Consider the following 24,937-nt stretch of genomic DNA (forward strand, 5'->3'; position numbering starts at 1 on the left):
TTGACCGTCGTTTCGCAATCTGCGAAGCCCCGCACAGGTCCCCGAACAGCTCCCTGAGTCCGCTCACCGAGCGCCTGGGCGACCGGCGCGTGTCGTGGCGCGTGCCGCGATTCATCCCGTACGTGCGATCGGGCATCATCCCCACGTTCCATACAGAGGAGTACTCGTGGAGTCCATCTCCGAGACCCAGACGGATGCCGCCGCCGTGAGCGACGAGCAGGCAGCCGAGACCACCTCGCCCGCGGGCGAGACCACGCACGACGCCGGTCAGGACGCGTCGCAGGACGCCGTCCAGGACGCCGCAGTCGAGGCGCCGGCCGAGGACGCCGCGGAGGAGGAGCCGACGGAGGCTCCCGCCGAGGACGCCCCCGCCGAGGAGCCCGCGGCCGAGGAGCCGGCCGCCGAGGAGCCGATCGTGCCCGTGAAGGCCGCGCCGCGCAAGCGCGCGCCCCGCCGCGCCAAGTCGACCGACGTCGCGCCCGCCGAGCCCGAGGCGCCCGCCGCCGACGCGACCGAGGCCCCGGCCGAGGAGGCGCCGGCCGAGAAGCCCAAGCGCGCGCCCCGCAAGCGCACCCCCAAGGCCGCGCCGGCCGAGCCCGCCGCCGAGAGCGCGCCGGCCGAGCCGGCCGAGGCGTCCGCCCCGCAGGCCGAGACCGCGGCTCCCGCCGAGGGCGCCGAGCAGGCGCCCGAGGGCGGCGACCAGGCCGCCGCGCAGGACGCGGGTCAGCACGCCGGCGGCCAGGAGAACGCGGGCCAGGAGAACGCGGGCCAGGAGGGCACGGGCCAGGAGGGCACCGGCCGCCGCAGCCGCAGCCGGAGCCGCAGCCGCAACCGCAACAAGGGCGACCGCACCGAGGGCGCCCAGGACGGCCAGAACGGCCAGAGCCAGGGCGGCCAGAACGCGCGCGGCCCGCAGCCGCAGGCGCAGGACGCCGACGACGACGCCCAGGGCGGTCGCGGCGGACGCAGCGCGCGCAGCAAGCGCCGCGGCGGCGGCCAGCCGGCCGACGAGTTCGAGACCGAGATCACCGAGGACGACGTCCTGATCCCGATCGCGGGCATCCTGGACGTGCTCGACAACTACGCGTTCGTGCGCACGACGGGCTACCTCCCCGGCCAGCAGGACGTCTACGTCTCGCTGGGCCAGGTCAAGAAGTACAACCTGCGCAAGGGCGACGCCGTCGTCGGCGCCATCAAGCAGCCCCGCGAGGGCGAGCAGCAGGGCCGCCAGAAGTACAACGCGCTCGTCAAGGTCGACTCGGTCAACGGCCTGTCGGTCGAGGACGCCGCGAACCGCGTGGAGTTCTCGAAGCTCACGCCGCTGTACCCGCAGGAGCGCCTGCGTCTCGAGACCGCGCACGAGAAGCTGACGCAGCGGATCATCGACCTGGTCGCCCCGATCGGCAAGGGTCAGCGCGGCCTGATCGTCGCGCCCCCGAAGGCCGGCAAGACCATCGTGCTGCAGCAGATCGCCAACGCGATCGCGCAGAACAACCCGGAGGCCCACCTGATGGTCGTGCTCGTGGACGAGCGCCCCGAGGAGGTCACGGACATGCAGCGCACGGTCAAGGGCGAGGTCATCGCCTCGACCTTCGACCGCCCGGCCGAGGACCACACCACGGTCGCCGAGCTCGCGATCGAGCGCGCCAAGCGCCTGGTCGAGCTCGGCCGCGACGTGGTCGTGCTGCTCGACTCGATCACGCGCCTGGGCCGCGCCTACAACGTGTCGGCCCCGACCTCGGGCCGCGTGCTCTCGGGCGGCGTGGACGCGTCGGCGCTGTACCCGCCCAAGCGCTTCTTCGGCGCCGCGCGCAACATCGAGAACGGCGGCTCGCTGACCATCCTGGCGACCGCGCTGGTCGAGACCGGATCCAAGATGGACGAGGTCATCTTCGAGGAGTTCAAGGGCACCGGCAACATGGAGCTGCGCCTGTCGCGCCAGCTCGCCGACAAGCGCATCTTCCCGGCGGTCGACATCAACGCGTCGTCCACGCGCCGCGAGGAGATGCTGCTGAGCCCCGACGAGGTCAAGATCACCTGGAAGCTGCGCCGCGCCCTCGCGGGTCTGTCGCCGGAGCAGGCGCTCGCGACCATCCTCGACAAGCTCAAGGAGACGCAGTCGAACGTGGAGTTCCTCGTGCAGATGCAGAAGAACATCCCCGCGGCCGGCGGACGCTCCTCGGGCCACGAGAACGACATCCGCTGACCGGATGTTCGAGTCCGTCGATGCGCTGATCGACGAGCACCGGCGGGTGCAGGAGGAGCTCTCCGACCCCGCCGTGCACGCCGACTCCGCGCGCGCCAAGCGGGTCAACCGGCGCTACGCCGAGCTGAGCCGCATCGTCGCCGCGCACGAGGCGTGGACCGCCGCGGGGGACGACCTCGCGGCGGCCCGCGAGCTCGCGCGCGAAGACGAGGCGTTCGCCGCCGAGGTCCCCGCGCTCGAGGAGAAGCTGGCCCAGGCGCAGGAGCGCCTGCGTCGCCTGCTGATCCCGCGCGACCCGGACGACGCCCGCGACGTGATCATGGAGATCAAGGCGGGTGAGGGCGGCGCGGAGTCGGCGCTCTTCGCCGCCGACCTCCTGCGCATGTACATGCAGTACGCCGCGTCGAAGGGCTGGAAGACCGAGCTGCTCGAGCGCAACGAGTCGGACCTGGGCGGCTACAAGGACGTCCAGATCGCGATCAAGGGCTCGTCGTCCGACCCCGCGCAGGGGGTCTGGGCGCACCTGAAGTACGAGGGCGGCGTGCACCGCGTGCAGCGCGTGCCCGCGACCGAGTCGCAGGGGCGCATCCACACGTCGACGACCGGCGTGCTGGTGTTCCCCGAGGTGGACGAGCCCGAGGAGATCCACATCGACCCCAACGACCTGAAGATCGACGTCTTCCGGTCGTCGGGCCCGGGCGGGCAGTCGGTCAACACGACCGACTCGGCCGTGCGGATCACGCACGTGCCCACGGGCATCGTGGTGTCGATGCAGAACGAGAAGTCGCAGCTGCAGAATCGCGAGGCCGCGCTGCGCGTGCTCCGCGCGCGCCTGCTGGCGCGGCAGCAGGAGGAGCTGGACGCCGCCGCGGCGGATGCGCGCAAGTCGCAGATCCGCGGCATGGACCGCTCGGAGCGCATCCGCACCTACAACTTCCCCGAGAACCGCATCGCGGACCACCGGACCGGCTACAAGGCGTACAACCTCGACCAGGTGATGGACGGCGCGCTCGAGCCCGTCGTCCAGTCGTGCATCGAGGCGGACGAGGCCGAGCGCCTCGCCGCGCTCGGCGACGGCGCCTGATCCCGAGGTATCAGCGCGCCCCGATCCGGCTCATAGCGGGTGACGTCCGCCGCCGGCGGGCGCTGACCGGACGGGGAACCCATCGTGCTGCACGCCATGGCCGGAGGAGCGGCGATCGCCCTGCTGCTCGCGCCAGGGGCGAGCGCGGGCGTCGACGACGACCTGTACGCGCCCTACCAGCCTCCTCCGCGCACCGAGCCCTCGCTCAACGCGAGCGCGTTCGCCGAGTGCGTGGACGATGCGCCCTGGATCACCTACGACGTCACGCTGATCGAACCCGACGGGCTGAGCGCCTCGCGTGACGCGTCGCTCGTGTTCACGAAGGGCGGCGAGCGCTTCGAGCTGCCGCTCGGCACGCTCGGGCCGGACGACCGGCTCGCCGGGCGCGTGCTGTGGCCGGCCGCCGCGGTCGGACCCGACGGCGCGGGATCGGCCTGGCCCGGATGGCTGCTCGAGGACGGCGTGTGGCGCGACGTCGGCGAGGCCAACCTCGGGTGGACGCGGTCGGGCGCCGTGATCACGCTCGAGGTGAACCCCGCGGCGGTCGTGGCCGCCTCGTATCCGCCGTCGACGCCCGGGTGCGTGCTGGGGCCGCGCCCCGAGGCCGCGCCGCCGACGCCCGCGCCGGCCGCAGCGCCGGGCGGCGGGCTCGCCGCCACCGGCGCCGAGTTCGCCACCCCGCTGGGGGTCGGCGCCGCCATGCTCGTCGGAGGCGTCCTCGCGTGGATGCGCGCGAGCCGTCGGCCGCGGCGCTGACCGACGCGGCCGGGCGCCGCCGGCGTCGCCGCCGCGTGGCCGTCCGCGTCGCGATCTGGAGCGGCGCGCTGCTCGCCGCGGCGATCGTGCTGCTGGGCGTCCGCGCGCTCCTCGCGTACGGCGAGGCGAGCGCGCTGCTGCGCACGGCCGAGCGGCTCGAGGCCGCTGTCGCCGCCGAGCCCCTCGACCACGCCGCGGTGGCGGCCGAGGCCGACGAGCTCGCGGCCCACGCCGCCGCGCTCGCGGCGCACACGGCCGACCCCGTGTGGCGCGCCGCGGAGCTCGCGCCGTTCGCGGGCCCCACGCTGAGCGCCGTGCGCGTCGCGGCCCGCGCGCTGGACGAGGTCGCCGCACGCGGCGTGCGACCGGGCGCCGACGCGGCCGCGGGGTTCGCCGAGGCGCTGCGCCTCGACGGCGAGCGGATCGACGTGGGCGCGACCCGCGCGCTGGCCGACGTCGCCGCCGAGGCGCGCCGGGCGGTGGACGAGGCGCGCCGCGAGCTGGCCGAGGTCGACACCCCCGCGGTGCTGGAGCCCGTGCGGCGGATGCTGGCGCGGGTCGACGGCGCGCTCGAGCGCGCCCAGCCGCTGCTCGCGGCGCTGGAGCCGGTCTCGGCGCTCGCGGCCTCGATGATCGGCTCCGCCGAGCCGCGCCTGATCCTCGTGATCGTGCAGAACAACGCCGAGCTGCGCGCCGGCGGCGGGATCACCGGCACGTTCCTCGCCCTCGAGGCGCACGAGGGCTCGCTCGAGCTGGTGGGGAACAGCGACAGCTCCGCGTTCGCGGTCGCGGACGAACCCGTCGTGCCGCTCGGCGACGCGCCGGGCGGGCGCACGACCGGGCGGTTCGTGCAGAACCTCACGATGACGCCCGACTTCACCCTGTCGGCGCGACTGGCCGCGGAATGGTGGCGGCTCGAGAAGGGCGAGCGGCCCGACGCGGTCGTCTCGATCGACCCCGTCGTGCTGCAGGCCCTGCTCGAGGTGATCGGCCCGTTCGAGCTCGCGGGGGAGCGCATCGACGCGGACGGCATCCTCGACGCGCTGCTGCGGCGCCCGTATCTGACCCTGTCGCAGGACGAGCAGACCGGGTACTTCCGCGACGTCGTGGCCGCCTCGACCGAGGCCGTGCTCGCCGCGAGGTCCCAGCTGCCGCGCTTCGCCGCCGTGCTCGGGCCGCTCGCGCAGGAGGGCCGGATCTCGGCCTGGAGCGCCGATCCCGACGAGCAGCGGCTCATCGCCGCCACCCCGGCGGCCGGGATGCTCGCCCGCCTGGACCAGGCGGACGGGCGGGGCGGGCAGGGCTTCGGCGTGCTGCTCGACAACCTCTCCGGCAGCAAGCTCGACGCCTATCTGGAGGCGTCGTTCTCGGCGCGGGCGTCCTGCCGGCCGGACGGCCGCGCCGCCGTGACCCTGGCGGCCACGATCCGCAGCGCGGTGCCCGCCGAGGTCGACTTCCCGTTCACGGCGGCGCCCGGGTTCAGCGGGTTCGCGCGCGACGAGCTCGGGCTGCGGGTCACGGCGATCGCCCCGGAGGGGGCCGCGGTCGAGGGCGTGTGGCGCGACGGCGCGGCAGTGCACTCCGACGCCGGGACCGCGCACGGCAGGCCCGCGGTCGGCACGCGCGTCGCGGTGCCGCCGGGAGAGACCACCACGATCGAGTTCCGCGTCGTCGCGGCCGAGCCGGGCGGGGCGGTGCCGGTGCTGATCCACACGCCGCTGGCGGGCGACGCGCCGGTCGAGGTCGAGCCCGCCGAGTGCGGGGGAGAGGGGGCGCCGTGAGCGTCGACCATGTGCTGCTGACCCGGTTCAACCTCCCCTCCGTGGGGCCCGAGAGCGTCATCCGCGCGCAGGACGGCTGGCTGCGCGACCGCGTCGGGCTGTTCCTGCGGTACACCGTGCCGAGCGTGGCGGCGCAGACGGCCCGCGTGTCCTGGATCGTGTACCTCGACCCCGCGAGCCCCGCCTGGCTCGTCGACCGGCTGTCGCCGCTCGCGGACGCCGGCGCCTTCGTGCCGGTGTACCGCGAGAGCGTCACCGCGGCGCAGCTCGCGGACGACGCCCGGGCGGTCACGGGCGCGCGCGGCGACGTCCTGCTCACCACGAATCTCGACAACGACGACGGCCTCGCGATCGACTTCGCCGCGCGCCTGCAGGCGCTCGCCGTCCCGGGAGAGCGCCGCGCCCTGTACCTGGCGGACGGCCTCATCCGCCGGGGCGACCGCGTGTACCTGCGCCGCGACCGCCACAACGCCTTCGCGTCGGTCGCCGAGCCCTGGGACGCGCCCGCGACGGCCTGGTGCGACTGGCACACGCTGCTGCACCGCCGCATGCCCGCCGTGTCGGCCGGCGGACCGCCGGCATGGCTCCAGGTCGTCCACGGGCGCAACGTGAGCAACCGCGTCCGGGGACGCCTGACCGACGCGGCCCGGCACCGCGACCGCTTCCCCGGCGTGCTCGACGACGTGCCGGCGACGCCCCGATCGGCCGTCGCCCTCGACGGCTGGGTGCGGCGACCGCTCCGCGAGTCCCGCGAGGGGATGCGCCTCGCCGCCAAGCGCGCGATACTGGCGGTCGGCGGCAAGCGGGGCCTGGACGCGGTCAAGACCGGCCTGCAGAGGATCCGCGCCCATGATCCGGCGCCCGGCCCCGGTGGGCAGAAGTCCCCACCGGTGTGAGTGCCGGCGTCGGTATCATCCCGGTCCTTGCGGCATCCTCCATTCCGTGAACACAATGACCGGGTGGAGGACGAACCTTTGCGTGCCATGCCCGAGGGGCGGCACGCCCCGCGGCCCGAGGAGGCGGCGCCCGGCGCACGCGCTCCCGGCCAGGGCGAGGACGAGTCGTCCGCGGCCGGAGAGCCTCCCCGCTGGCAGCAGGCCGCCGAGCTGTTCGGCCGGTGGCGCGCCGGCGAGACCCGGGCGATGGACGACCTGGTGCGGCTCATGACCCCGACGCTGTGGCACATGGCGCGCGCCTACGGGCTCAGCCCGTCGGCGGCGGAGGACGTCGTGCAGACCACGTGGCTCACGTTCGTGCGCAAGCACGACTCGGTGCTCGATCCCACGGCCGTGTCCGCGTGGCTCACGGTCACCGCGCGGCGGGAGGCGTGGCGCACGTCGCGCGTCGACTCGCGCTCGAACGCCATGGAGGACGAGCGGCTCGAGCCGCGCCTCCCGACGCACCGGTCGGCCGAGGACGAGGCCGTCGAGGCCGTCGCCTCCGAGGGCCTGTGGCACGCCGTCGAGCAGCTGGACGAGCGATGCCGCCGCCTGCTGCGGATCGTCGCGTTCGACGACCGCCCGGACTACCGCCGCATCGCCGCCGATCTGCGCATGCCGATCGGCAGCATCGGACCGACGCGGGGCCGCTGCCTGGCGAAGCTCCGCGCGCTCATCGTCGGACACGGCGAGGAAGCGGGGGCATGATGGTGCGTGTGGAGGGGATGAACGCATACGACGAGGAGCGCGACGCCGCGCTGCTGGCCTCGCTGCGAGACGTGTGGGAGGAGCGCGACGCGCCGCCGTCCGACCTGACCGAGCGGATGATCGCCTCGGTCGCGGTCGACGACGTGTCCCGCGAGTACGCGCTGCTGACGCCCGTGACGGCGCTCGAGGGCGCCGTGCGGAGCGAGCAGTCGCGCCTGACGCTGCAGTTCAGCGACGACGCGACCAGCGTGCTGCTGCACGTGTCGGCGACCGAGAGCGGCGGGCGCCGGGTGGACGGCTGGTCCGATCCGCCCGTGCTGGCCGCACGGCTCGCGCAGGACGCGCACGAGTGGGCGGCGGACCTCGGCGACGAGGGGCGCTTCGCCTTCGCGGAGGTCCCGGCCGGGCTGTCCACGGTGAGACTGATCGTCCGGATGGACGGAGAGCTGAGGGAGTTCATCACGCCGCAGTTCGAGGTGTGAGCCGGCCTCCCTCTGCACGGCGGCGCCCCCGCGCCGACGTGAGGGTGGAGTGCGGCGCGGCCGCGGAAGGATGACCCATGGCCGAGGAGACGCCCAAGGAGTGGACCTGGCGGGATCGCGCGGCGGGATCGCTGCTGCCGGGCCGCGTCCTGGACCCGGACACCGAGCCCGCCCCCGGCGTGCAGGCGTTCCCCACGGTCTATGTGCCCGATCGGCTGCTCGTGGCGAGCTCCGGCGGCGAGCGCTCGGGACACCTGCGCGCGCTCGAGGCCGCCGCGGAGAGCCTGGGGCTCGCGCTCGAGGCCGAGTCGCTGCGCGGCGAGCGGCTGGAGGGACTCCAGGACGAGCCGCAGCCGCTGCTGCCCGACGTGCCCGGCGTGACGCGGCTGCTGCTGCGGGCGCGCGAGGACGGCCGCGGCGAGCCGGGACCCGCGCCGGACGCGTGGCGGCTGCTGCAGCGCGCCCGGCGGCTCGCGGACTCCACGCTCACGGGCGTCGGTCTCGACCATCTGCTCACGATCGACCCGGTGGGCGTGAACCCGTTCACGAAGACCAACCCGTTCACGAAGACCAACCCGTTCACGAAGACCAACCCCTTCACGAAGACCAACCCCTTTGGCGCGGGCGAGTACGCCGAGCCGGGCTGGGGCGGCCGGCAGCCGGTCGCGCACCTCGGCGCCGGTCCCGTGCGGGGCGTCCTGCCGAAGGGGCGGCGCCGCCCGGTGGTCGCGATCCTCGACACCGGCTGCGGCGAGCACACCTGGCTGCCCGACGACATCGTGACGCGGCGTCCCGAGCTCGACGGCCGTCCGATCGGCCTCACGGACGACGCGGACCCGGAGCGCTTCGGCGATCTGTACGGCCAGCTCGACGGCGAGATCGATCCGGTCGCGGGCCACGGCACGTTCATCGCGGGCGTCGTGCGCCAGGTCGCGCCGGAGGCCGACATCGTCTCGGTGCGCCTCGCGAACGCGCTCGGCGTCGTGGACGAGAGCACGCTGATCACGACCCTCGCGGACGTGGTCGAGCTGGCCCGGCGGCACGACGCCGGCGAGGAGGGCGGGCGCCCGATCGACGTGATCAGCCTGTCGCTCGGGTACTACCACGAGACGCCGGAGGACGGCCTGTTCTCGCGCACGGTGTACGACGTGCTGCGCGTCGCGCGCGGACTCGGCTGCGCCGTGGTCTGCTCGGCGGGCAACGACGCGATCGACCGGCCCGCGTTCCCGGCGTCGCTGTGGCCGTGGTCGGGATCCGACAACGGGATCGCGCCCGACGACCTGGCCGAGCACGTCTCGGTGGGCGCGCTGAATCCGGGAGGGACGTCGGTCGCGCTGTTCTCGAACGTCGGACCGTGGGTGCGCGCCTACGCGCCCGGCGCGGCCGTGGTCAGCGCCATCCCGGCCTTCGAGGGCGGGCGACAGGCCGCGACGCGCTCGGACGAGTACGGCCGCCGCCGCGAGACGATCGCGGCGGAGGGGTTCCGCGGCGGCTTCGCGGTGTGGAGCGGCACGTCGTTCGCCGCGCCGTACGTGGCGGGCGCGATCGCCGCCGCGCTGGCGGCGGGCGAGTTCAGGCCTGCGTCGACGACGCCGGACCGCATCGAGCGGTCGCGGCGTGCCACGCGTGCGGCGCTCGACGAGATCGGTGCGGGCGACGGCTCCCGCGTGTGAGGGCGAGCACCGGCTCATGAGCGCAGACGTGGGCGTTGGTCCGGGTGAACGGCATCGGGGGGAATGCCCTTCTGTGTGTCGGGGGTGGGGTGGACACTGACCATGAGGGCACGAACAGTGTTCTCGCACATGGTGCACCCGCGCGACGCCGAATGGAAGGGGAAGCGCGGGGGAGGAGGAGCGGATGCGCCTGTCGGCGGATGAGCTCCACGCCCGCGGCGTGCGACTCGGCAATCAGGGCCGGATGGCGGCGGCGCGCCGCGCGCTCCACGATGCGGCCGAGCGCGCGTCGTCCCCCGAGCAGCGTGCGCGGATCACGGGCACGCTCGCGTACATCCTGACCCGCACGGGGCACCCGGACGAGGCCGAGCGCATCTGCCGCGAGGCGCTCGGCGCCGGGGGAGAGCGCCGCAGGCTCGCCCCCGACACGGCGGCGGTGCTGCAGGGCCAGCTGGGGGCCCTCGCGGTCGAGCGGGGCGACTTCGAGGAGGCGCTCGCGTGGCTCGACCAGGCGATCCACGCCGAGCGGGATCCGCTGCGCCTGGGCAACATGCTGACCAACCGCAGCGTGGCCCTCATGCGCCTCGGGCGGCTGTCGGAGGCGCGCGTCGACCTCGACGCCGCCGCGGCGCGCTTCAGCGACGCGGACCACGAGCACGACCGCGCGCTGACCGTCCACAACGCCGGCTACGTGGCGCTGCTCGAGGGCGACCTCGTCACGGCGCTCGAGAAGATGGCGGAGGCGCGGCCGATCGCGGCATCCTCTCCCGTGAACGCCGCGATCTGCGATCTCGACCGCGCCCAGGTGCTGCGCGACGCCGGGCAGGTGTTCGAGGCCGAGGACACGCTCGCCGAGGTCGCCCGCTCGTTCGGCGCGGCCCGGATGCCGCAGTCACGCGCGGAGGCCGAGTTCCACCTCGCGCGGTCCCTGCTCACGCACGACCGGAACCGGGCCGCGACCGTGGCGGCAGCGGCGGCCCGGCGCTTCCGGGCGCTGGGCAGCGCGGCGTGGGCCGCGCGCGCCGAGGGCGTGCGGCTGCGAGCGCTGCGGGAGCTGGGCGCCGCCGCAGGGCGCCGCGCCCCCACCGCGGCCCAGATCGAGCGCGCCGCGGTCGACCTGGAGCGCGCGGGCTTCCCCGACGAGGCCGCGTCCCTGCGCCTGACCGACGGGATCGCGCGGGCCCGGGCGGGCGAGCCGACCGGCCCGGCGCCGCGGCTGCGGGCGCGCGACCCGCTCCCGGTGCGGCTGCTCGTGCACGAGGCGCGCGCCGTGCGCGCTGCCGCGCGGGGGCGGCTCGGCGACGCGCGGCGGCACGCGGCCGCGGGGCTCGAGAGCCTGTCGCAGTGGCAGGCGACGTTCGGCGCGCTCGAGGTGGCCTCCTCCGTGGCGATGCACGGCAGCGGGCTCATCTTCGAGGGCATCGACGCCGCGGTCGCCTCGCGCAGGCCCGAGGTCATGTTCGAGTGGTCGGAGCGCGCCCGGCACTTCGCGCACCAGGTCATGCCGCTGCGGCCGCCGCCCGACCCCCGGCACGCCGCGGACCTCGCGCAGCTGCGGCTGCTGCGCGAGGAGATCGACGAGGCGGACTGGGCCCGGGACCGGCGCGTGGCCGAGATCCGAGAGCGGGTCCGCAACCGGCAGTGGGGCACGGCCGCCGACAGCCGGGCCGTGCCGCGCGTGGCGCTCGACGAGCTGACCGCCGCGCTCGACGACGAGACCGCGCTGGTCACCTACCTCTACAGCCGCGGGCGGCTGACGTGCCTGGTCGTGCCGCACGACCGGCCGCCCAGCGCGTTCCCGATCGCGTGGCCCGAGGTGCGCCGGCTGCTGCCGGGCCTGCGCGCCGACCTCGATGTCGCGGCCGCGGTGCGGGCCGGCCCGATGGCCGGGGTCGTCGCCGCCGCTCTCGAGGCGCGCCTGCGCAAGCTGTCGCGACTGCTCGTGGAGCGCGCTCTGGACGCCGCGGGCGACCCCCGTCGCGTGCTGCTCACCGCGCCCGGGGTGCTCGCCGGTCTGCCGTGGACCATGCTCCCCGCGATGCGGGGCCGGGCCGCGACGCTGGCGCGCTCGGCGTCGCGATGGGTCCAGTCCCGCGGGCGCTGCGTCCCCGCGCGCTCCGCCGGCTTCGCGGTCGGCCCCGCCGTGGCGCGCGGCATGGAGGAGGCCGAGCGCGCCGCGTTCGCGTGGGAGCTCGAGCACGGCGGGCTCGGGGCCTTCGGCGCGCCGCGCGTGCTGCACGGCGACCAGGCGCGCGTCGACGCCGTCGCGGCGCTGGCCGAGGACGTCGACGTGCTGCACATGGTCGCGCACGGGAGGCACTCGACCGCGACGCCCATGCTGTCGGGCGTGAGCCTCGCCGACGGCACCCTGTTCGGATACGACATCGACCGGATCGCGCGGCCGCCCGCGACCGTCGTGCTGTCGGCCTGCGAGCTCGGCCGGTCGTCGGTCCGCTGGGGCGCCGAGGCGCTGGGGATGGCGCACGCGTGGCTGCACGCCGGATCCGCGTGCGTGGTCGCGGCGCCCGTGGTCGTCACCGACGACGTCGCGGCCGAGCTGCTGAGCTCGTTCCACGGCGGCCTGGCCACGGGCTTCGGGCCCTCGGAGGCGCTCGCCCTGGCCTCGCAGGAGACGGGGATCGTGGCCCCGTTCCTGAGCCACGGCAGCGGCTTCTAGCCGGCCGGCTCCAGCAGGCCGTCGCGCTCGAGGTAGCGCTCGCCGGTCTCGGGGCAGACCCACGCGTCGCCGTCCCGTCCGAGCGGGCGGCCGGCGCGGCCGACCCAGCCGATGCGGCGGGCGGGCACGCCCACGACCAGCGCGTACGCCGGCACGTCCTTGGTGACCACGGCGCCCGCGGCCACCAGCGCCCACTCGCCGATCGCCACGGGCGCGACGCACACCGCCCGCGCGCCGATCGACGCGCCGCGCCCGACCGTCACGCCGACCGCGTGCCAGTCCTCGGCGCCCTTGAGGCGCCCGTCGGGCGTGACGGCGCGGGGGAACTCGTCGTTCGTGAGCACCACGGCGGGGCCGATGAAGACGCCGTCTCCCAGGCGAGCGGGCTCGTAGACCAGCGCGTGGTTCTGCACCTTGCAGGCGTCGCCGAGCACGACGCCGGGGCCGATGTACGCGCCGCGCCCGATGACGCAGTCCGCGCCGAGCCGCGCGCCCTCGCGGATCTGCGCGAGGTGCCAGACCCGCGTGCCGTCCCCGATCCGGGCCTCGGGCGACACGTCGGCGGACGGATCGATCGCGGGCGGAGCCGACATCGGCATCCCTTCGTATCAGACGCGGTCCGCGGCACTCATGACAGGCGCGGGTCACACCAGGGTGGCACCGCCCGCCCGCGCCGACAAGGCGCGCTTCGGGAGTTCGGCGGACACGGGCAGGGCGAGGAGCGGATCGGTGACAGGACGACTGGGTGTGGGCGTGATCGGCGCCGGGTACTGGGGGCCGAACCTGGCGAGGAACTTCCGCGCGTCCGACGCGTGGGAGCTCGCGGCCGTGTGCGATCTCGACCGCGATCGCGCGAGACGCGTCGCGGAGTCCGTGGGCGGCGCCCCCGTGCGCACCGACGTCGACGAGGTGCTGGCGGATCCGCTGGTGGACGCGGTCGCGATCGCCACCCCCGCCCGCACGCACCACGCGCTGGCGTGCCGCGCGCTCGCGGCGGGCAAGCACGTGATCGTCGAGAAGCCGCTCGCGGCCGACCGCGCCTCGGGCATCGCGATGGTGGCCGCCGCGCGCGAGCAGGGGCTCGTGCTCATGACCGACCACACGTACTGCTACACGCCGGCCGTGCTGCGCATCCGCGAGCTGATCGCGGAGGGCGCGCTGGGCGACATCCTGTACGTCGACTCGACCCGCATCAACCTCGGGCTCGTGCAGCCCGACGTCGACGTGCTGTGGGATCTCGCGCCGCACGACCTGTCGATCCTCGACTTCGTGCTGCCGGGCGGCCTCACGGCGGCCACGGTCTCGGCGGCGGGCGCCGACCCGCTCGGCACGGGCCGCGCGTGCGTCGGATACCTCGCCATGCCGCTCGCGGGCGGCGCGATCGCGCACGTGCAGGTCAACTGGCTGAGCCCCACGAAGATCCGGCGCATGGTGATCGGCGGCACGCGCCGCACGCTCGTGTGGGACGATCTGAACCCGCAGCAGCGGCTGAGCGTGTTCGACCGGGGAGTCGACCTGCCCGCCGGCCGCGAGGGCGCGCGCCAGGCGCGGGTCTCGTACCGGCTGGGCGATACGTGGTCGCCCGCCCTGCCGGAGCAGGAGGCGCTCGGCAACGTGGTGACGGAGTTCGCGGCCGCGATCCGCGAGGGCCGCGCCCCGCGCACGGACGGCGACGCGGGCCTGCGGGTCCTGTCCGTGCTGGAGGCCGCCTCGCGCAGCCTGGCCGCGCAGGGCGCCCCGGCGGCGGTCGAGCGGGAACCGGAGCTCGTGGCGCTGGGGGGTGCGGCATGACGTCCCTGACGGGTGCGCGCGTCGTGGTCACGGGCGGCGCGGGATTCATCGGCAGCCACCTGGTCGACGAGCTGGTGGAGCGACGGCGCGTGGCGCAGGTGACGGTCGTCGACTCGCTCGTGAACGGCAGCCGCGAGAATCTGTCGGCCCGGCTCGCGGATCCGCGGGTGCGGCTCGTCGAGGCGGACATCCGCTCGGATGCCGCCCTGCGCGCGCTGGACGGCGCCGACGTGCTGTTCCACCTGGCGTGCCTGGGCGTGCGCCACAGCCTCCACGACCCCATGACCAATCACGAGGTCAACGCCACGGCCACGCTGGCGCTGCTCGAGCGGGCGCGCGCGGCCGGCGTGCGCCGGATCGTGCACGTCAGCTCGAGCGAGGTGTTCGGCACCGCGCAGCGGGTGCCGATGGACGAGCGCCACCCCACGTGGCCCGAGACCGTCTACGGCGCGGCCAAGCTCGCGGGCGAGGCGTACGCGCGGGCGGCGTTCCGCACGCACGGCCAGCCGGTCATCGTGGTGCGGCCGTTCAACACCTACGGGCCGCGCAGCCACTTCGAGGGCGACAGCGGCGAGGTGCTGCCGCGCACGATCGTGCGCAACCTGTGCGGCCTGCCGGCCCTGATCTACGGCGACGGACGGCAGTCGCGCGACTTCATGCACGTGACCGACACGGCGCGCGGGCTCGCGACGCTCGCCGAGTGCGACGACGCGATCGGCCGCACCGTGAACTTCGGATCGGGCCGCGAGGTCACGATCGCCGCGCTCGCGGAGACCGTCGCGCGCCTCACCGGGCGGCCCGGGCTGGCGCCCGTCCACCTCGAGCCGAGGCCCGGCGACGTGCGCCGGCTGCTGGTCGACGCCCGCCTCATGCACCGGCTGACGGGGTTCAGCCCCGCGATGCCGTTCGACGCGGGTGTCGCCGACCTCGTGACCTGGTTCCGCGGCCGGCCGCGCACGCCCCAGCAGATGCTCGCGCGCATCGAGGACCGCAACTGGGAGCCCGCGGGCTCCGAGGACGCCGCGGGCGCGGACCGCGTGAGCGGCGTCGGGGTGCCGGCATGACCGCGGCCGCCGCGACGCGCATCGACGTGATGCGGCCGTGGCTCGGCGAGGAGGAGGCCGCGGCCGTGGCCGAGACCATCGCGTCCGGCTGGGTCGCGCAGGGGCCGCGCGTGGCCGAGTTCGAGCGCGAGTTCGCGGCGACCGTGCAGGCAGGGCACGCGGTCGCGACGTCGAGCTGCACCACCGCGCTGCACCTCGCCCTGCTCGTGGCGGGCATCGGCCCCGGCGACGACGTCGTGGTGCCGTCGCTGTCGTTCATCGCGACCGCCAACGCGGTCTCCTACGTGGGGGCGCGCGTGGTCTTCGCCGACGTGGACGCCGCGACCGGGAACGTCACGGCGGCGACGGTCGCCGCCGCGCTGACGCCCGTGACCCGCGCGGTGATCGCGGTCGATCAGGGAGGGATCCCCGTCGACCTCGCGCCGATCCGCGCGCTGTGCGATCCGCGCGGCGTCGTCGTGATCGAGGACGCCGCGTGCGGCATCGGATCCACGTACCGCGGGCGCCCGGTCGGCGCCGGCGCCGAGCTCGCCGCCTGGTCGTTCCACCCGCGCAAGATCCTCACGACGGGCGAGGGCGGCATGCTCACCACGAGCCGCGAGGACTGGGCGGAGCGCGCGCGCCGGCTGCGCGAGCACGCCATGGGGGCCTCGGCGGCCGAGCGCCACGCCGCGCTCCTGTCGCCGCGCGAGAGCTACGACGAGATCGGCTTCAACTTCCGGATGACGGACGTGCAGGCGGCCATCGGGCTCGTGCAGCTCACGCGCCTGCCCGAGATCGTGGTCCGCAGGCGCGCGCTGGCGGCGCGCTACCGCGCGGCGCTCGCGGGCGTGTCCGGCATCCGCGTGGTGGACGATCCGCCGTGGGGCCAGAGCAGCTTCCAGTCGCTGTGGATCGAGGTCGCCCCGCCGTATCCGCTCGACCGGGAGGGCCTGCTCGCGACGCTCGCCGGGCACGGCGTCTCGGCGCGCCGGGGCATCATGGCCTCGCACCGCCAGCCCGCCTACGTCGCGCGCGACACGGGATCCGCCGCCCTCGCCGCGACCGAGCGGCTCACCGACCGCACGCTCATCCTGCCGCTGTTCCACGCGATGACCGAGACCGAGCAGGATCGCGTGATCGCGGTCGTGCGCGGGGCGGGGGGCTCCGCGTGAGCGTGCTGCTGATCGGCGCGAGCGGTCTCGCGCGCGAGGTCATCGCCGCCGGGACGCCGGACGTCGTCGGAGTGCTCGACGACGATCCCGGCATGCTCGGCGCGCTGTGCGGAGGGGTGCCCGTGGTGGGACCGGCCGAGGACGCGGCACGGCGCGACGAGCGGCTGCTCGTCTGCATCGGGCCCGGCCGGTCCCGCCGCCAGGTCGTGCGCCGCCTCGATCGCGCGGGCGTCGCCCCGGAGCGCTACGCCGTGTTCGTCGCCCCGGGGGCCCGGGTCGGGCGCTCCAGCGTCGTCGGCGCGGGCTCGATCCTGCTCGACGGCGCGGTCGTCACGGCCGATGCGCGGCTCGGCCGGCATGTGGTGCTGATGCCCGGGTGCACCGTGACGCACGACGACGTGCTCGAGGACTTCGCGACGCTCGCCGCCGGCGTCAGCCTGGGCGGCGGCGTCCGCGTCGGGGAGGCGGCGTACCTCGGCATGAACGCCTCGGTCCGCCCGCACGCGACCGTCCACGCGGGCGCGACGGTGGGCATGGGCGCCGTGGTCCTGCGCGATGTGCCCGCCGGCGAGACGTGGGCGGGCGTGCCGGCCCGCGCCCTGCCGCTCGACACGCGGCCCATCCCGATCGCGGAGACCGGCGACGCCCGGATCGCCGTGCCCGATCCCCTTCGACCCGATCCCCTTCGACCCGATCCCCTTCGACCCGATCCCCTTCGACCCGATCCCCTTCGAGAGGTGCCCGCATGACCCGCCCCGCCCCCGTGCTCGTGCGCGACGTGCCCGCGTGGCGCGAGCCCGTCCCGCCGGACGCCGTCCCGCACGATCCCGTCCCGTTCCTCGACCTTCCCGCGCAGTCCGGCGAGATCGCCGACGAGGTGCTGCCCGCCTGGCGCGAGCTGCTGCTCTCGGCCGCGTTCGTCGGCGGCGAGCAGGTCGCGGCGTTCGAGCGCGAGTACGCCGCGTTCGTCGGCGCCGCCCACGCGATCGGCGTCTCGAACGGCACCGACGCGCTCGAGCTCGCCTATCGCGCGGTCGGCGTGGGGCCCGGCGACGAGGTGATCGTGCCGGTCAACTCGTTCATCGCGACCGCCGCCGCGGCCAGCCGGATCGGAGCCGTGCCGGTGTTCGTCGACGTGGACGACGAGCATCTGCTGATCGACCCGGACGCCGTCGCGGCGGCGATCACGCCGCGCACGCGCGCGATCGTCCCCGTCCACCTGTTCGGTCAGACGGCGCCCGTGGAGCGGATCGCTCCGCTCGCGGAGCGGCACGGCCTCGCGGTGGTCGAGGACGCGGCCCAGGCGCAGGGCGCCGTCGGCCCCGCGGGCCGGGCCGGCGCGATCGGCCGGATCGCCGCGACCAGCTTCTATCCCGGCAAGAACCTCGGCGCCGCGGGCGACGCGGGAGCCGTCACGACCGGCGACCCCGAGCTGGCGGGGATCGTGCGGTCGCTGCAGGCGCACGGCAGCGCCGTCAGGTACGTCCACGACCGGGTGGGCGTCAACGCCCGCCTCGACGCCGTGCAGGCGGTCGTCCTGCGCGCCAAGCTGAGGCGGCTCGACGCGTGGAACACCGCGCGGCGGGCTGCCGCCGCGCGCTACGGCCGCCTGCTCGCGGACCTCGACGACGTGCGGGCGCCCTCGAGCCTGCCGGGCAACCGCGACGTGTGGCACCTCTACGTCGTGCGCCTCGCGGAGCGCGACCGGGTCGCCGAGGAGCTGACCCGCGCCGGGATCGGCGTGGGAGTGCACTACCCGACGCCGCTGCATCTGACCGGGGCGTATGCGCACCTCGGGCGCCGGCGGGGCGAGTTCCCCGTGGCGGAGGCGGCGGCGGAGCGCATCCTGTCGCTCCCGATGTCGCCGCACCTGCGCGCGGAGCAGCAGGCCGCGGTCGCCGACGCGCTGCGCCGCGCCCTCGGGCGCCGCGGCGCGCGCGGCTGAGGCGCGGTCATGGCGCCGGCTCCCGCGGACACCCGGTCCGCGCCGCGTGCGGAGCACGAGCGCGGGCGGGGGGACGCGCACGTCCCCGCGGCCGGACCCCTGCGCATCCTGGTGTGCCCGCACGAGCTCGTGACGGGCGGCAGCCAGCTCATCGCGATCGACCTCGCGGCGCGGCTGCGCGACCGCGGGCACGTGGTCGCGGTGTACGCGCCCCGGGGGCCGCTCGAGGAGCGGCTGCGCGAGCGCGGCCTGACCTGGCATCCGGCCCCGCGTTTCCGCGGCGACTCGCTGCACCCGGCCGCGGTCGCGCGGTTCCTGCGCGAGCTGCGGGCGTTCGAGCCCGACATCGTCCACACCTACGAGTCGGGGCCCGCGCTGGTCGCCGGCGTCGCCGCGGCGGCCCTGCCGCTGCGCCACATCGAGAGCGTGCTGTCCATGTGGGTGCCGCCGCACGTGCCCGACGGCGTGCCGCTGCTCGTGGGCACGGTCGCGATCGCGCGACAGGTCGCCCAGCGCAGCGGGCCGGTGCTTCTGATGGAGCCGCCCGTGGACACGGTCGCGGACGCACCGGGGGACCGGGTGGCCGCGCGCGAGCGGCTCGGCGTGGACGCGGGCGCGTTCGTCGTGTCGGTGGTCGGCAGGCTCTCGCGCGAGCACGGCAAGGCGCGCGGCGTGATCGAGGCGATCGGCGAGCTGGACCGCCTCGGCGACCCGGCGCCGGGGGTGCGGCCCGTGCTGCTGGTCGCGGGCGCGGGCGACGAAGAGGGCGCGGTGCGGGAGGCGGCCGGCCGCGCGCGCATCGACGTGCGCATGCTGGGCGACGTCCCGGATCCGCGCGACGTGTACGACGCCGCGGACGTGGCGTTCGGGATGGGCGCCTCCGCCCTGCGCGCGCTCGCCCACGCGCGGCCGGTCATCGTGCAGGGCGAGGGCGGGTTCTGGCGCCTGGTCGAGCCGGCGTCCGCCGCCGGCTTCCTCCAGCACGGCTTCTTCGGCGCGGGTCCCGCGGGCCAGGGCCTCGGCGCGCTGGTCGCCGCGCTCGCCGCGGACCCGGACCGCCGCCGCGATCTCGGCGGATACGGCCGGATGCTCGTGGCGGAGCGGTTCTCGGCGGCGCGCGCGGTCGACCGGCTCGAGGACCTGTACGTGTCGGAGGCGGCGGTGCCGGCGGCGCGTCGGCCACGGGAGGCCCTTCGCGCGCTCGTGCGGTACGGGCGCCTGCGCGCGGCGCTCGCCGCCCCCGCGGCGCAGCGGGCGTGGCGGAGGACGCGGGGCCGCGATGTCTGAGACGGCGACGCTGGGCGTCCGCGCGGCCCGCGGCGCCGCGTGGAGCGGCGCGAGCACGCTGCTGCTGCGGCTCGGGAGCGTGATCGTCGGCATCGTGCTGGCCCGGCTCCTCACGCCCGAGCAGTTCGGCGTCTACGCGATCGCGCTCACCGTCCAGGGCGTGCTCATGACGCTCGCCGATCTCGGACTCTCCGCCGACATCATCCGGTCGCGGGATCCCGACCGGATCGCCCCGACGGTCGCATCCCTGGGGCTCGCGGCGGGCGGAGCGCTCGCGGCCCTGACGCTGCTCACGAGCGGCGACCTCGCGGCCCTGCTCGGGGCGCCGCAGGCGGGACCGGCGATCGCGATCCTCTCCGCGACGCTGCTGATGGCGGGCGCCTCGGTGGTCCCGTACGGGCTGCTCATGCGGCGCTTCCGCCAGCGGGAGCTGTTCCTGATCGCCCTGGCGGACTTCGTGGTGTCGACCGTGCTCACGCTCGCGCTGGTCGCGGCGGGGATGGGCGTGCTGGGGCTCGCGATCGGGCGGGTCGCGGCCCAGGCCGTCGCGAGCGCGCTGCAGTTCGCGCTCGCGCGGGTGCGCCCGCGCTACGGCTTCGACCGCCGCGTCGCGGGCGCCGTGCTCGCGTTCGGGCTGCCGGTCGCGGCGGCCAACATGCTGTCGTGGGCGCTCATCAACGTCGACAACGTCGTGCTCGCCCGCACGGTCGGCGCCGTGGCCCTGGGGTTCTACGTGCTCGCCTTCAACATCGCCGGCTGGCCGATGAGCGCGCTGTCGTCCGTGGTCCGCTCGATCGCCCTGCCGTACTTCTCGCGCGGCCCGGGAGGGTTCGCCGCCGTCACCTCGCTGGTGTGGGCCGCCGCGCTGCCCGCGGGCGCGCTGCTGGCGGTGCTCGCGGGACCGCTCGTCGAGGTGCTGTACGGCGCCCGCTGGCTGCCCGCCGCGCCCGCGCTGGCGGCGCTCGGCGTGTACGGCGGGCTGCGCGTGCTGTTCGACGCGTTCGCCGGATACCTGTACGCGCGGGGGCGGCCGGGCCCCGTGATGTGGCTGCAGATCGCCTCGCTCGCCGCACTGACCGTCGCGCTGGTCATCGTCGCGCCGCTCGGCGGGATCGTCGCGGCCGCGTGGGCGCACGTGGCGGTGGCCGCGCTGCTCATCCTGCCCGGCTACCTCGTCGCGCTGCGCGCGGCGGGCGCGCGCCCCTCGGCCGTGATCCGCGCCCTCGCCCTGCCGTCGGCGGCGTCGGTGCCGTGCGTCGCGGTCGCGGCCCTGGTCGCGGCGACCGTGCCGGATCCGCTCGCCGCCCTGCTCGTCGGAGGTATCAGCGCCGGAGTGTGCCACCTCGTAGTGGTCGGGCACTGGCTGCGCGCTCGCATCCGCGAGCTGCGCGAGCCGGGCCCCGACCCGAGTGAGGACATCCGATGACCGACCTGCTCCGACGCGGCCCGCGCTCCGCCGCCGTGCGCCTGGAGCCGCTGCCGTCGGTCGTCGAGGCCACCGTGTCGGTCGTGATCCCGTGCTTCCAGTACGAGCGCTACCTGGAGCAGGCCGTGCGCAGCGCGCTCGACCAGGGTGGCGTGGACGTCGAGGTGATCGTGGTCGACGACGCGTCGACCGACGGCAGCCTCGCCCTGGCGCGCCGCCTGGAGGAGCAGGACCCGCGCGTGCGGGTGGTCGCGAACGACGTGAACAGCGGGCCCGTGGCGACCTTCAACCGCGGGCTGGAGCTGGCCGGCGGCGAGTTCCTCGTCCGCCTCGACGCCGACGACCTGCTGACGCCCGGCGCCCTGCTCCGCGCGGTCGCCGTGATGCAGCACCTGCCCGCGGTCGGGCTCGTGTACGGCCACCCCCTGCACTTCTCGCACGGCCGCGCGCCCGCGCGGACGCGGCCCACGGCCTGGACCGTGTGGTCCGGGCGCGCCTGGCTCGAGGCGCGGTGCGCGACCGGCGCCAACGTCATCACGTCGCCCGAGGCGGTCATGCGCCGCAGCGTCGTCGACCTCGTCGGCGGGCAGCGCGACCTGGCCCACACGCACGACATGGAGATGTGGCTGCGGATCGCCGCGCACTCCGACGTGGCCCACCTGGAGGGATGCGATCAGGCGTGGCACCGTGAGCACCCCCGCAGCCTGTCGCGGCGCGCCGACGACCCGAGGGTCTTCCTGCGCGAGAAGCACGCGGCCTTCGAGACGCTGTGCGACGGGCTCGCCGACTCGGGCGGCCTGCGTCGATCGGCGCGACGCGCGATCGCGCGCGAGGCCCTCGCTTACGCCCGCGGCGACCTCGACCGGGGCATCCCGTCGGCTCTGGTCGACGACCTGCGCGCGCTCGCGCTCGAGGTCGACCCCGGCATCGAGGCCTCGGCCGGGTGGCGCGCGTTCGAGGCGGCACGGCGGCGCGCGTCCTCGTGGCCGCGCAGCGCGGCCGTCGCGGCCGGCGCCGCGCCGCGCATCGCGCGGCGGCTGCGCGCCGACGCGCAGTTCCGGCGCTGGCACCGCACCGGCGTGTTCGAGCCCGTCGCGGTCGCATCCGGAGCGCTTCCGGCGGGCGACGCGACCGGCGTGCCTCGCGAGGCGCCGGCATGAGCGCGCTCGCGGCCGCGGCGCGCGTGCTGCGCCGGGAGGGCGCGCGCGCGGCCGCGCTGCGCGTCGTGCGCCGCATCGAGACGCGCCTGGATCCTGCCGGTCCGGGCCTCGGCCTGCCCGACGCCGACGTGGCCGACTCCGCCGAGCTCGACCTGGCGCTGCCTGCGCACCGACCCGAGCGCGGCACGCCGCTCACGATCGGATGGGTCGTCGCCCCTCCGAGCGCCGGCTCCGGCGGGCACACGACGCTGTTCCGGATGATCGAGGCCGTCGAGGCGGCGGGGCACCGATGCGTCGTGCTGCTGGACGAGCGCCACGGCGCCGACCCGCGCGACCGCGAGCGCGTCATCCGCGACTGGTGGCCCCGCGTCCGCGCCGAGGTGCGCGACGCCCGCGCGGGCGACTGGGGCGTCGACGCGGCGGTCGCGTCGTCCTGGGAGACCGCGCACGTGCTCGCCTCCCGTGGCCGGGAGCCCATGCGGCGGCTGTACTTCGTGCAGGACTTCGAGCCCTGGTTCCACCCCCGCGGAGCGGCGTACGCGCTCGCCGAGGACACCTACCGCTTCGGATTCCGCACCATCGCGCTCGGCGAGGCCGTCGCCGAGGCGCTGCGCCGCGAGATCGGGATCGCGCCCGACGTCACGCCGTTCGGCTGCGACACCGCGGTCTACCGCCCGTTGCCGGGCGCGCGCAGAGAAGGCGTCGTCGCCTACGCGAGGCCGGGCGTCCCGCGCCGGGGCTGGGAGCTGGCGCGGCTCGCGCTCGCGCGCTTCCACGAGCTGCGCCCGGATGTGCCGATCCACGTGTACGGCGAGCGCGTGCGCGACCTGCCGTTCCCGGCGACCCTGCACGGCCGGCTCGCCCCGGCCGACCTGAACGCGCTCTACGCGCGCTGCGTCGCGGGACTGGCGATGTCCTTCACGAACATCTCGCTCGTGGCCGAGGAGATGATCGCCGCCGGCGTCGTCCCCGTGGTCGCGGACTCGCCGTCGGCGCGGGCGGACCTTCCCGGCGATGCGGCCGCGTGGGCGCGCGCCACCCCGGCGGGTCTGGCCCGCGCGCTCGCGGCCGCCGTGGAGCGGCCCGACCGCGACGCGCACGCGCTGCGCATCGCGTCCACGGCGCGCTCGGGATGGACGACCGCGCAGGCCGACGTGCTGCGCATCCTGGAGGACGAGGTCTGCGGGCCGTCGGCCGCCGAGCTCGACGGCGCCGCCCTGGCGACGGCGGGCGCGTCATGACCGCGCGGGAGCTGCTCGGCATGCTCGGGCGGCGCTGGTACGTCGTGACGGCCGTTCTCGCCGCCGCGGCGCTGCTGACGTGGCACCTGGCCTCGACGGCGGCCGCCGGCGTGTACTCCACGCGCACGGCCGTGACGTTCCTCTACGGATACGACAGCGCGCTGAGCCTGGAGGGGTCGCTGCGCGACGAGAACGTGATCGCGTTCGCGGGCGCGGTCGCGGCCGAGGTCGTGCCGGGGCAGGAGGCCATCCGGTACTCGGCGGTCGACGCGCCCTACTACGGCGCCGGCCTCCGGGAGGGCGTCCAGGTGGGACTCGTCGACTACGGCAACCAGTGGGCGCCGAGCTACGCGGTCGCGGTGATCGTGCTGCAGATCGTGGGGCCGAGCGCCGAGTGGGTCGAGGCGAAGCAGACCGAGGCGCTGCGCCGCGTCGAGTACAGCAGCTACCTCCGTCGGCAGCCCGGCACCCCCGCCGACATCCGGATCCGCGTCGATCCGCTGACCCTGCGGATCGAGCACATCCGGCCCGAGCGCACGGCGCAGGTCGCCGCGCTGGGGGCCATGACGGTCGCCGGCCTGCTCACGTCGGTCGGCTCGGCCGTCGGATTCGATCGCGCGCTCGCGCACCGGACACGGCGCGGCGGCAGGACCGCGCGCACGCGCGGGATCGCGCACCACGAGGAGATGGCATGAACGTCCAGGACACGCTTCGGGGACTGCTCCGGCGGTGGTACATCGTCGCGCCCGGCCTGCTGGCCGCCGCGGCGGCCGCGGCCTTCGTCTGGACGCAGGTGCCGCCCACGTACGAGCGCACCGCGAAGCAGCTGCTGATGCCCGGCGAGGCCAGCCTGCCCGCCGTGGTCGTCGAGATCGACGGCGAGGAGGAGAAGACGACGCCCAACCCGTTCCTGTACCTGGGAGGCCTGTCGACCGCCGCCGACGTGCTGGTCAGCGCGGCGGGCGCGGCCGAGGCGGTGCAGGAGCTCACGGAGCGCCACCCCGGCACCGAGATCACGGTCGCGCGCGACTTCAGCAACTCGGCGCCCATGCTGCTCGTGACGGTCAGCGCCACCGCCGACGACGTCGCGGCCGAGGTGGTCGACGCCATGCTGGCCTCGAACGAGGAGGTGCTGGCCCGGCTGCAGGACGAGCAGAACGTGCCGGCCGCCTCGCAGGTGAGCATCTGGACCGTCGCAGTGGCGCCCGAGAGCACGCTCGGCACCCGGGAGCGGATGCTCGCGACGGTGGGCGTGGGGGCGGGCGCGGCGCTGATGTCGCTGCTGCTGGCGGCCCTGATCGACGGCCTGGCGCGACGCCCGCGCCGCGGGCACCGGGGTCGCAAGGCGGGCCGCCGGCGACGCGCCGAGCGCGACGCCGAGCCCGGCGCCATGCGGCGCCCGGCGGTCGATGACGACGCGGAGGGCGCGGAGGCCCACGACGCCGCGCCGCCCGTCGAGGCGTCGCCCGACGAGGTCGAGGTCGAGGTGGCGATCGAGCGGATGCTGGGGGAGGCCCCCGCCGCGGGCGAGCCGATCGGCGCGCGTCCGACGAGGCGATCCTGA

Annotated in this window: 21 protein-coding genes; 20 read left to right on the top strand and 1 reads right to left on the bottom strand. The window is 76.0% G+C overall.

The features are described from left to right. The first annotated feature begins 166 nt into the window (after positions 1-166). From rho to B5M43_RS04805, 9 genes are all read left to right on the top strand, one after another. The gene (gene rho / locus B5M43_RS04765; RefSeq protein ID WP_134746166.1) at positions 167-2,206 is read left to right on the top strand and encodes a transcription termination factor Rho; all 2,040 of its coding nucleotides are present in this window, start codon (positions 167-169) and stop codon (positions 2,204-2,206) included. Between the two features lie 4 nt (positions 2,207-2,210). Beyond that, positions 2,211-3,290: a peptide chain release factor 1 gene (gene prfA, locus B5M43_RS04770; protein ID WP_134746165.1), complete on the top strand. Its 1,080-nt coding sequence runs from the start codon at positions 2,211-2,213 to the stop codon at positions 3,288-3,290. Between the two features lie 84 nt (positions 3,291-3,374). Then, a complete protein-coding gene (locus tag B5M43_RS04775) occupies positions 3,375-4,046 on the top strand; it encodes a cell wall protein (protein WP_134746164.1) in 672 nt (223 codons plus the stop codon). Then, positions 4,013-5,827, top strand: a complete 1,815-nt coding sequence (locus tag B5M43_RS15280; protein ID WP_134746163.1) for a DUF4012 domain-containing protein — start codon at positions 4,013-4,015, stop codon at positions 5,825-5,827. Before B5M43_RS04775 ends, B5M43_RS15280 begins: the two co-directional genes overlap by 34 nt. After that, entirely contained in the window at positions 5,824-6,723 is a 900-nt protein-coding gene (locus B5M43_RS04785; RefSeq protein ID WP_134746162.1) for a glycosyltransferase, read from the top strand. Before B5M43_RS15280 ends, B5M43_RS04785 begins: the two co-directional genes overlap by 4 nt. A 63-nt stretch (positions 6,724-6,786) precedes the next feature. Next, on the top strand, positions 6,787-7,473 hold the full coding sequence (locus tag B5M43_RS04790; RefSeq protein ID WP_230667681.1) for an RNA polymerase sigma factor: 687 nt from the start codon (positions 6,787-6,789) through the stop codon (positions 7,471-7,473). Beyond that, positions 7,470-7,955, top strand: coding sequence for a hypothetical protein (locus B5M43_RS04795; RefSeq protein WP_230667683.1), 486 nt, complete (start codon positions 7,470-7,472; stop codon positions 7,953-7,955). The genes B5M43_RS04790 and B5M43_RS04795 overlap by 4 nt, the downstream gene beginning before the upstream one ends. Before the next feature lie 77 nt (positions 7,956-8,032). Next, positions 8,033-9,628: a S8/S53 family peptidase gene (locus B5M43_RS04800; protein ID WP_134746161.1), complete on the top strand. Its 1,596-nt coding sequence runs from the start codon at positions 8,033-8,035 to the stop codon at positions 9,626-9,628. A gap of 184 nt (positions 9,629-9,812) precedes the next feature. Further along, entirely contained in the window at positions 9,813-12,305 is a 2,493-nt protein-coding gene (locus B5M43_RS04805; protein WP_134746160.1) for a CHAT domain-containing protein, read from the top strand. Here the strand turns inward: B5M43_RS04805 and B5M43_RS04810 are convergent. Continuing rightward, a complete protein-coding gene (locus B5M43_RS04810) occupies positions 12,302-12,898 on the bottom strand; it encodes an acyltransferase (protein ID WP_134746159.1) in 597 nt (198 codons plus the stop codon). The genes B5M43_RS04805 and B5M43_RS04810 overlap by 4 nt on opposite strands. 136 nt (positions 12,899-13,034) lie before the next feature. On the opposite strand from B5M43_RS04810, the gene B5M43_RS04815 reads away from it, so the two are divergent. From B5M43_RS04815 to B5M43_RS04865, 11 genes are read left to right on the top strand one after another with little or no spacing between them, the layout of a single operon-like run. Next, a complete protein-coding gene (locus B5M43_RS04815) occupies positions 13,035-14,096 on the top strand; it encodes a Gfo/Idh/MocA family protein (protein ID WP_167626792.1) in 1,062 nt (353 codons plus the stop codon). Beyond that, positions 14,093-15,160: a dTDP-glucose 4,6-dehydratase gene (locus tag B5M43_RS04820; protein WP_055993084.1), complete on the top strand. Its 1,068-nt coding sequence runs from the start codon at positions 14,093-14,095 to the stop codon at positions 15,158-15,160. The genes B5M43_RS04815 and B5M43_RS04820 overlap by 4 nt, the downstream gene beginning before the upstream one ends. After that, entirely contained in the window at positions 15,157-16,314 is a 1,158-nt protein-coding gene (locus B5M43_RS04825; protein WP_134746157.1) for a DegT/DnrJ/EryC1/StrS aminotransferase family protein, read from the top strand. The genes B5M43_RS04820 and B5M43_RS04825 overlap by 4 nt, the downstream gene beginning before the upstream one ends. Further along, entirely contained in the window at positions 16,311-17,063 is a 753-nt protein-coding gene (locus B5M43_RS04830) for an acetyltransferase (protein WP_134746156.1), read from the top strand. Before B5M43_RS04825 ends, B5M43_RS04830 begins: the two co-directional genes overlap by 4 nt. Then, positions 17,060-18,259 (top strand): DegT/DnrJ/EryC1/StrS aminotransferase family protein, encoded by a 1,200-nt coding sequence (locus B5M43_RS04835; RefSeq protein ID WP_134746155.1) that lies wholly within the window; start codon positions 17,060-17,062, stop codon positions 18,257-18,259. The genes B5M43_RS04830 and B5M43_RS04835 overlap by 4 nt, the downstream gene beginning before the upstream one ends. Before the next feature lie 9 nt (positions 18,260-18,268). Beyond that, positions 18,269-19,546 carry a glycosyltransferase family 4 protein gene (locus B5M43_RS04840; RefSeq protein WP_134746154.1) on the top strand — a complete coding sequence of 426 codons (1,278 nt, stop codon included), beginning with the start codon at positions 18,269-18,271 and terminating at the stop codon, positions 19,544-19,546. After that, a complete protein-coding gene (locus tag B5M43_RS04845) occupies positions 19,539-20,972 on the top strand; it encodes an oligosaccharide flippase family protein (RefSeq protein WP_134746153.1) in 1,434 nt (477 codons plus the stop codon). The genes B5M43_RS04840 and B5M43_RS04845 overlap by 8 nt, the downstream gene beginning before the upstream one ends. Then, positions 20,969-22,132, top strand: coding sequence for a glycosyltransferase family 2 protein (locus tag B5M43_RS04850; RefSeq protein WP_230667685.1), 1,164 nt, complete (start codon positions 20,969-20,971; stop codon positions 22,130-22,132). The genes B5M43_RS04845 and B5M43_RS04850 overlap by 4 nt, the downstream gene beginning before the upstream one ends. After that, positions 22,129-23,373: a glycosyltransferase family 1 protein gene (locus tag B5M43_RS04855; RefSeq protein ID WP_134745701.1), complete on the top strand. Its 1,245-nt coding sequence runs from the start codon at positions 22,129-22,131 to the stop codon at positions 23,371-23,373. The genes B5M43_RS04850 and B5M43_RS04855 overlap by 4 nt, the downstream gene beginning before the upstream one ends. Then, entirely contained in the window at positions 23,370-24,068 is a 699-nt protein-coding gene (locus B5M43_RS04860) for a hypothetical protein (protein WP_134745700.1), read from the top strand. The genes B5M43_RS04855 and B5M43_RS04860 overlap by 4 nt, the downstream gene beginning before the upstream one ends. After that, positions 24,065-24,937 carry a hypothetical protein gene (locus B5M43_RS04865; protein WP_134745699.1) on the top strand — a complete coding sequence of 291 codons (873 nt, stop codon included), beginning with the start codon at positions 24,065-24,067 and terminating at the stop codon, positions 24,935-24,937. The genes B5M43_RS04860 and B5M43_RS04865 overlap by 4 nt, the downstream gene beginning before the upstream one ends.

It is taken from the genome of Microbacterium sp. MEC084 (genome assembly GCF_004514465.2).
GTDB lineage: Bacteria > Actinomycetota > Actinomycetes > Actinomycetales > Microbacteriaceae > Microbacterium.

Bases quoted from the DNA above. Each gene is read 5' to 3' on its own strand.
- B5M43_RS04795 (WP_230667683.1), top strand. From the start codon at position 7,470: ATGATGGTGCGTGTGGAGGGGATGAACGCATACGACGAGGAGCGCGAC.
- B5M43_RS04865 (WP_134745699.1), top strand. From the start codon at position 24,065: ATGAACGTCCAGGACACGCTTCGGGGACTGCTCCGGCGGTGGTACATC.
- B5M43_RS04845 (WP_134746153.1), top strand. From the start codon at position 19,539: ATGTCTGAGACGGCGACGCTGGGCGTCCGCGCGGCCCGCGGCGCCGCG.
- B5M43_RS04800 (WP_134746161.1), top strand. From the start codon at position 8,033: ATGGCCGAGGAGACGCCCAAGGAGTGGACCTGGCGGGATCGCGCGGCG.
- B5M43_RS04855 (WP_134745701.1), top strand. From the start codon at position 22,129: ATGAGCGCGCTCGCGGCCGCGGCGCGCGTGCTGCGCCGGGAGGGCGCG.
- B5M43_RS04820 (WP_055993084.1), top strand. From the start codon at position 14,093: ATGACGTCCCTGACGGGTGCGCGCGTCGTGGTCACGGGCGGCGCGGGA.
- B5M43_RS04860 (WP_134745700.1), top strand. From the start codon at position 23,370: ATGACCGCGCGGGAGCTGCTCGGCATGCTCGGGCGGCGCTGGTACGTC.
- B5M43_RS04850 (WP_230667685.1), top strand. From the start codon at position 20,969: ATGACCGACCTGCTCCGACGCGGCCCGCGCTCCGCCGCCGTGCGCCTG.
- B5M43_RS04825 (WP_134746157.1), top strand. From the start codon at position 15,157: ATGACCGCGGCCGCCGCGACGCGCATCGACGTGATGCGGCCGTGGCTC.
- B5M43_RS04835 (WP_134746155.1), top strand. From the start codon at position 17,060: ATGACCCGCCCCGCCCCCGTGCTCGTGCGCGACGTGCCCGCGTGGCGC.
- prfA (WP_134746165.1), top strand. From the start codon at position 2,211: ATGTTCGAGTCCGTCGATGCGCTGATCGACGAGCACCGGCGGGTGCAG.
- B5M43_RS04805 (WP_134746160.1), top strand. From the start codon at position 9,813: ATGCGCCTGTCGGCGGATGAGCTCCACGCCCGCGGCGTGCGACTCGGC.
- B5M43_RS04840 (WP_134746154.1), top strand. From the start codon at position 18,269: ATGGCGCCGGCTCCCGCGGACACCCGGTCCGCGCCGCGTGCGGAGCAC.
- B5M43_RS04810 (WP_134746159.1), bottom strand. From the start codon at position 12,898: ATGTCGGCTCCGCCCGCGATCGATCCGTCCGCCGACGTGTCGCCCGAG.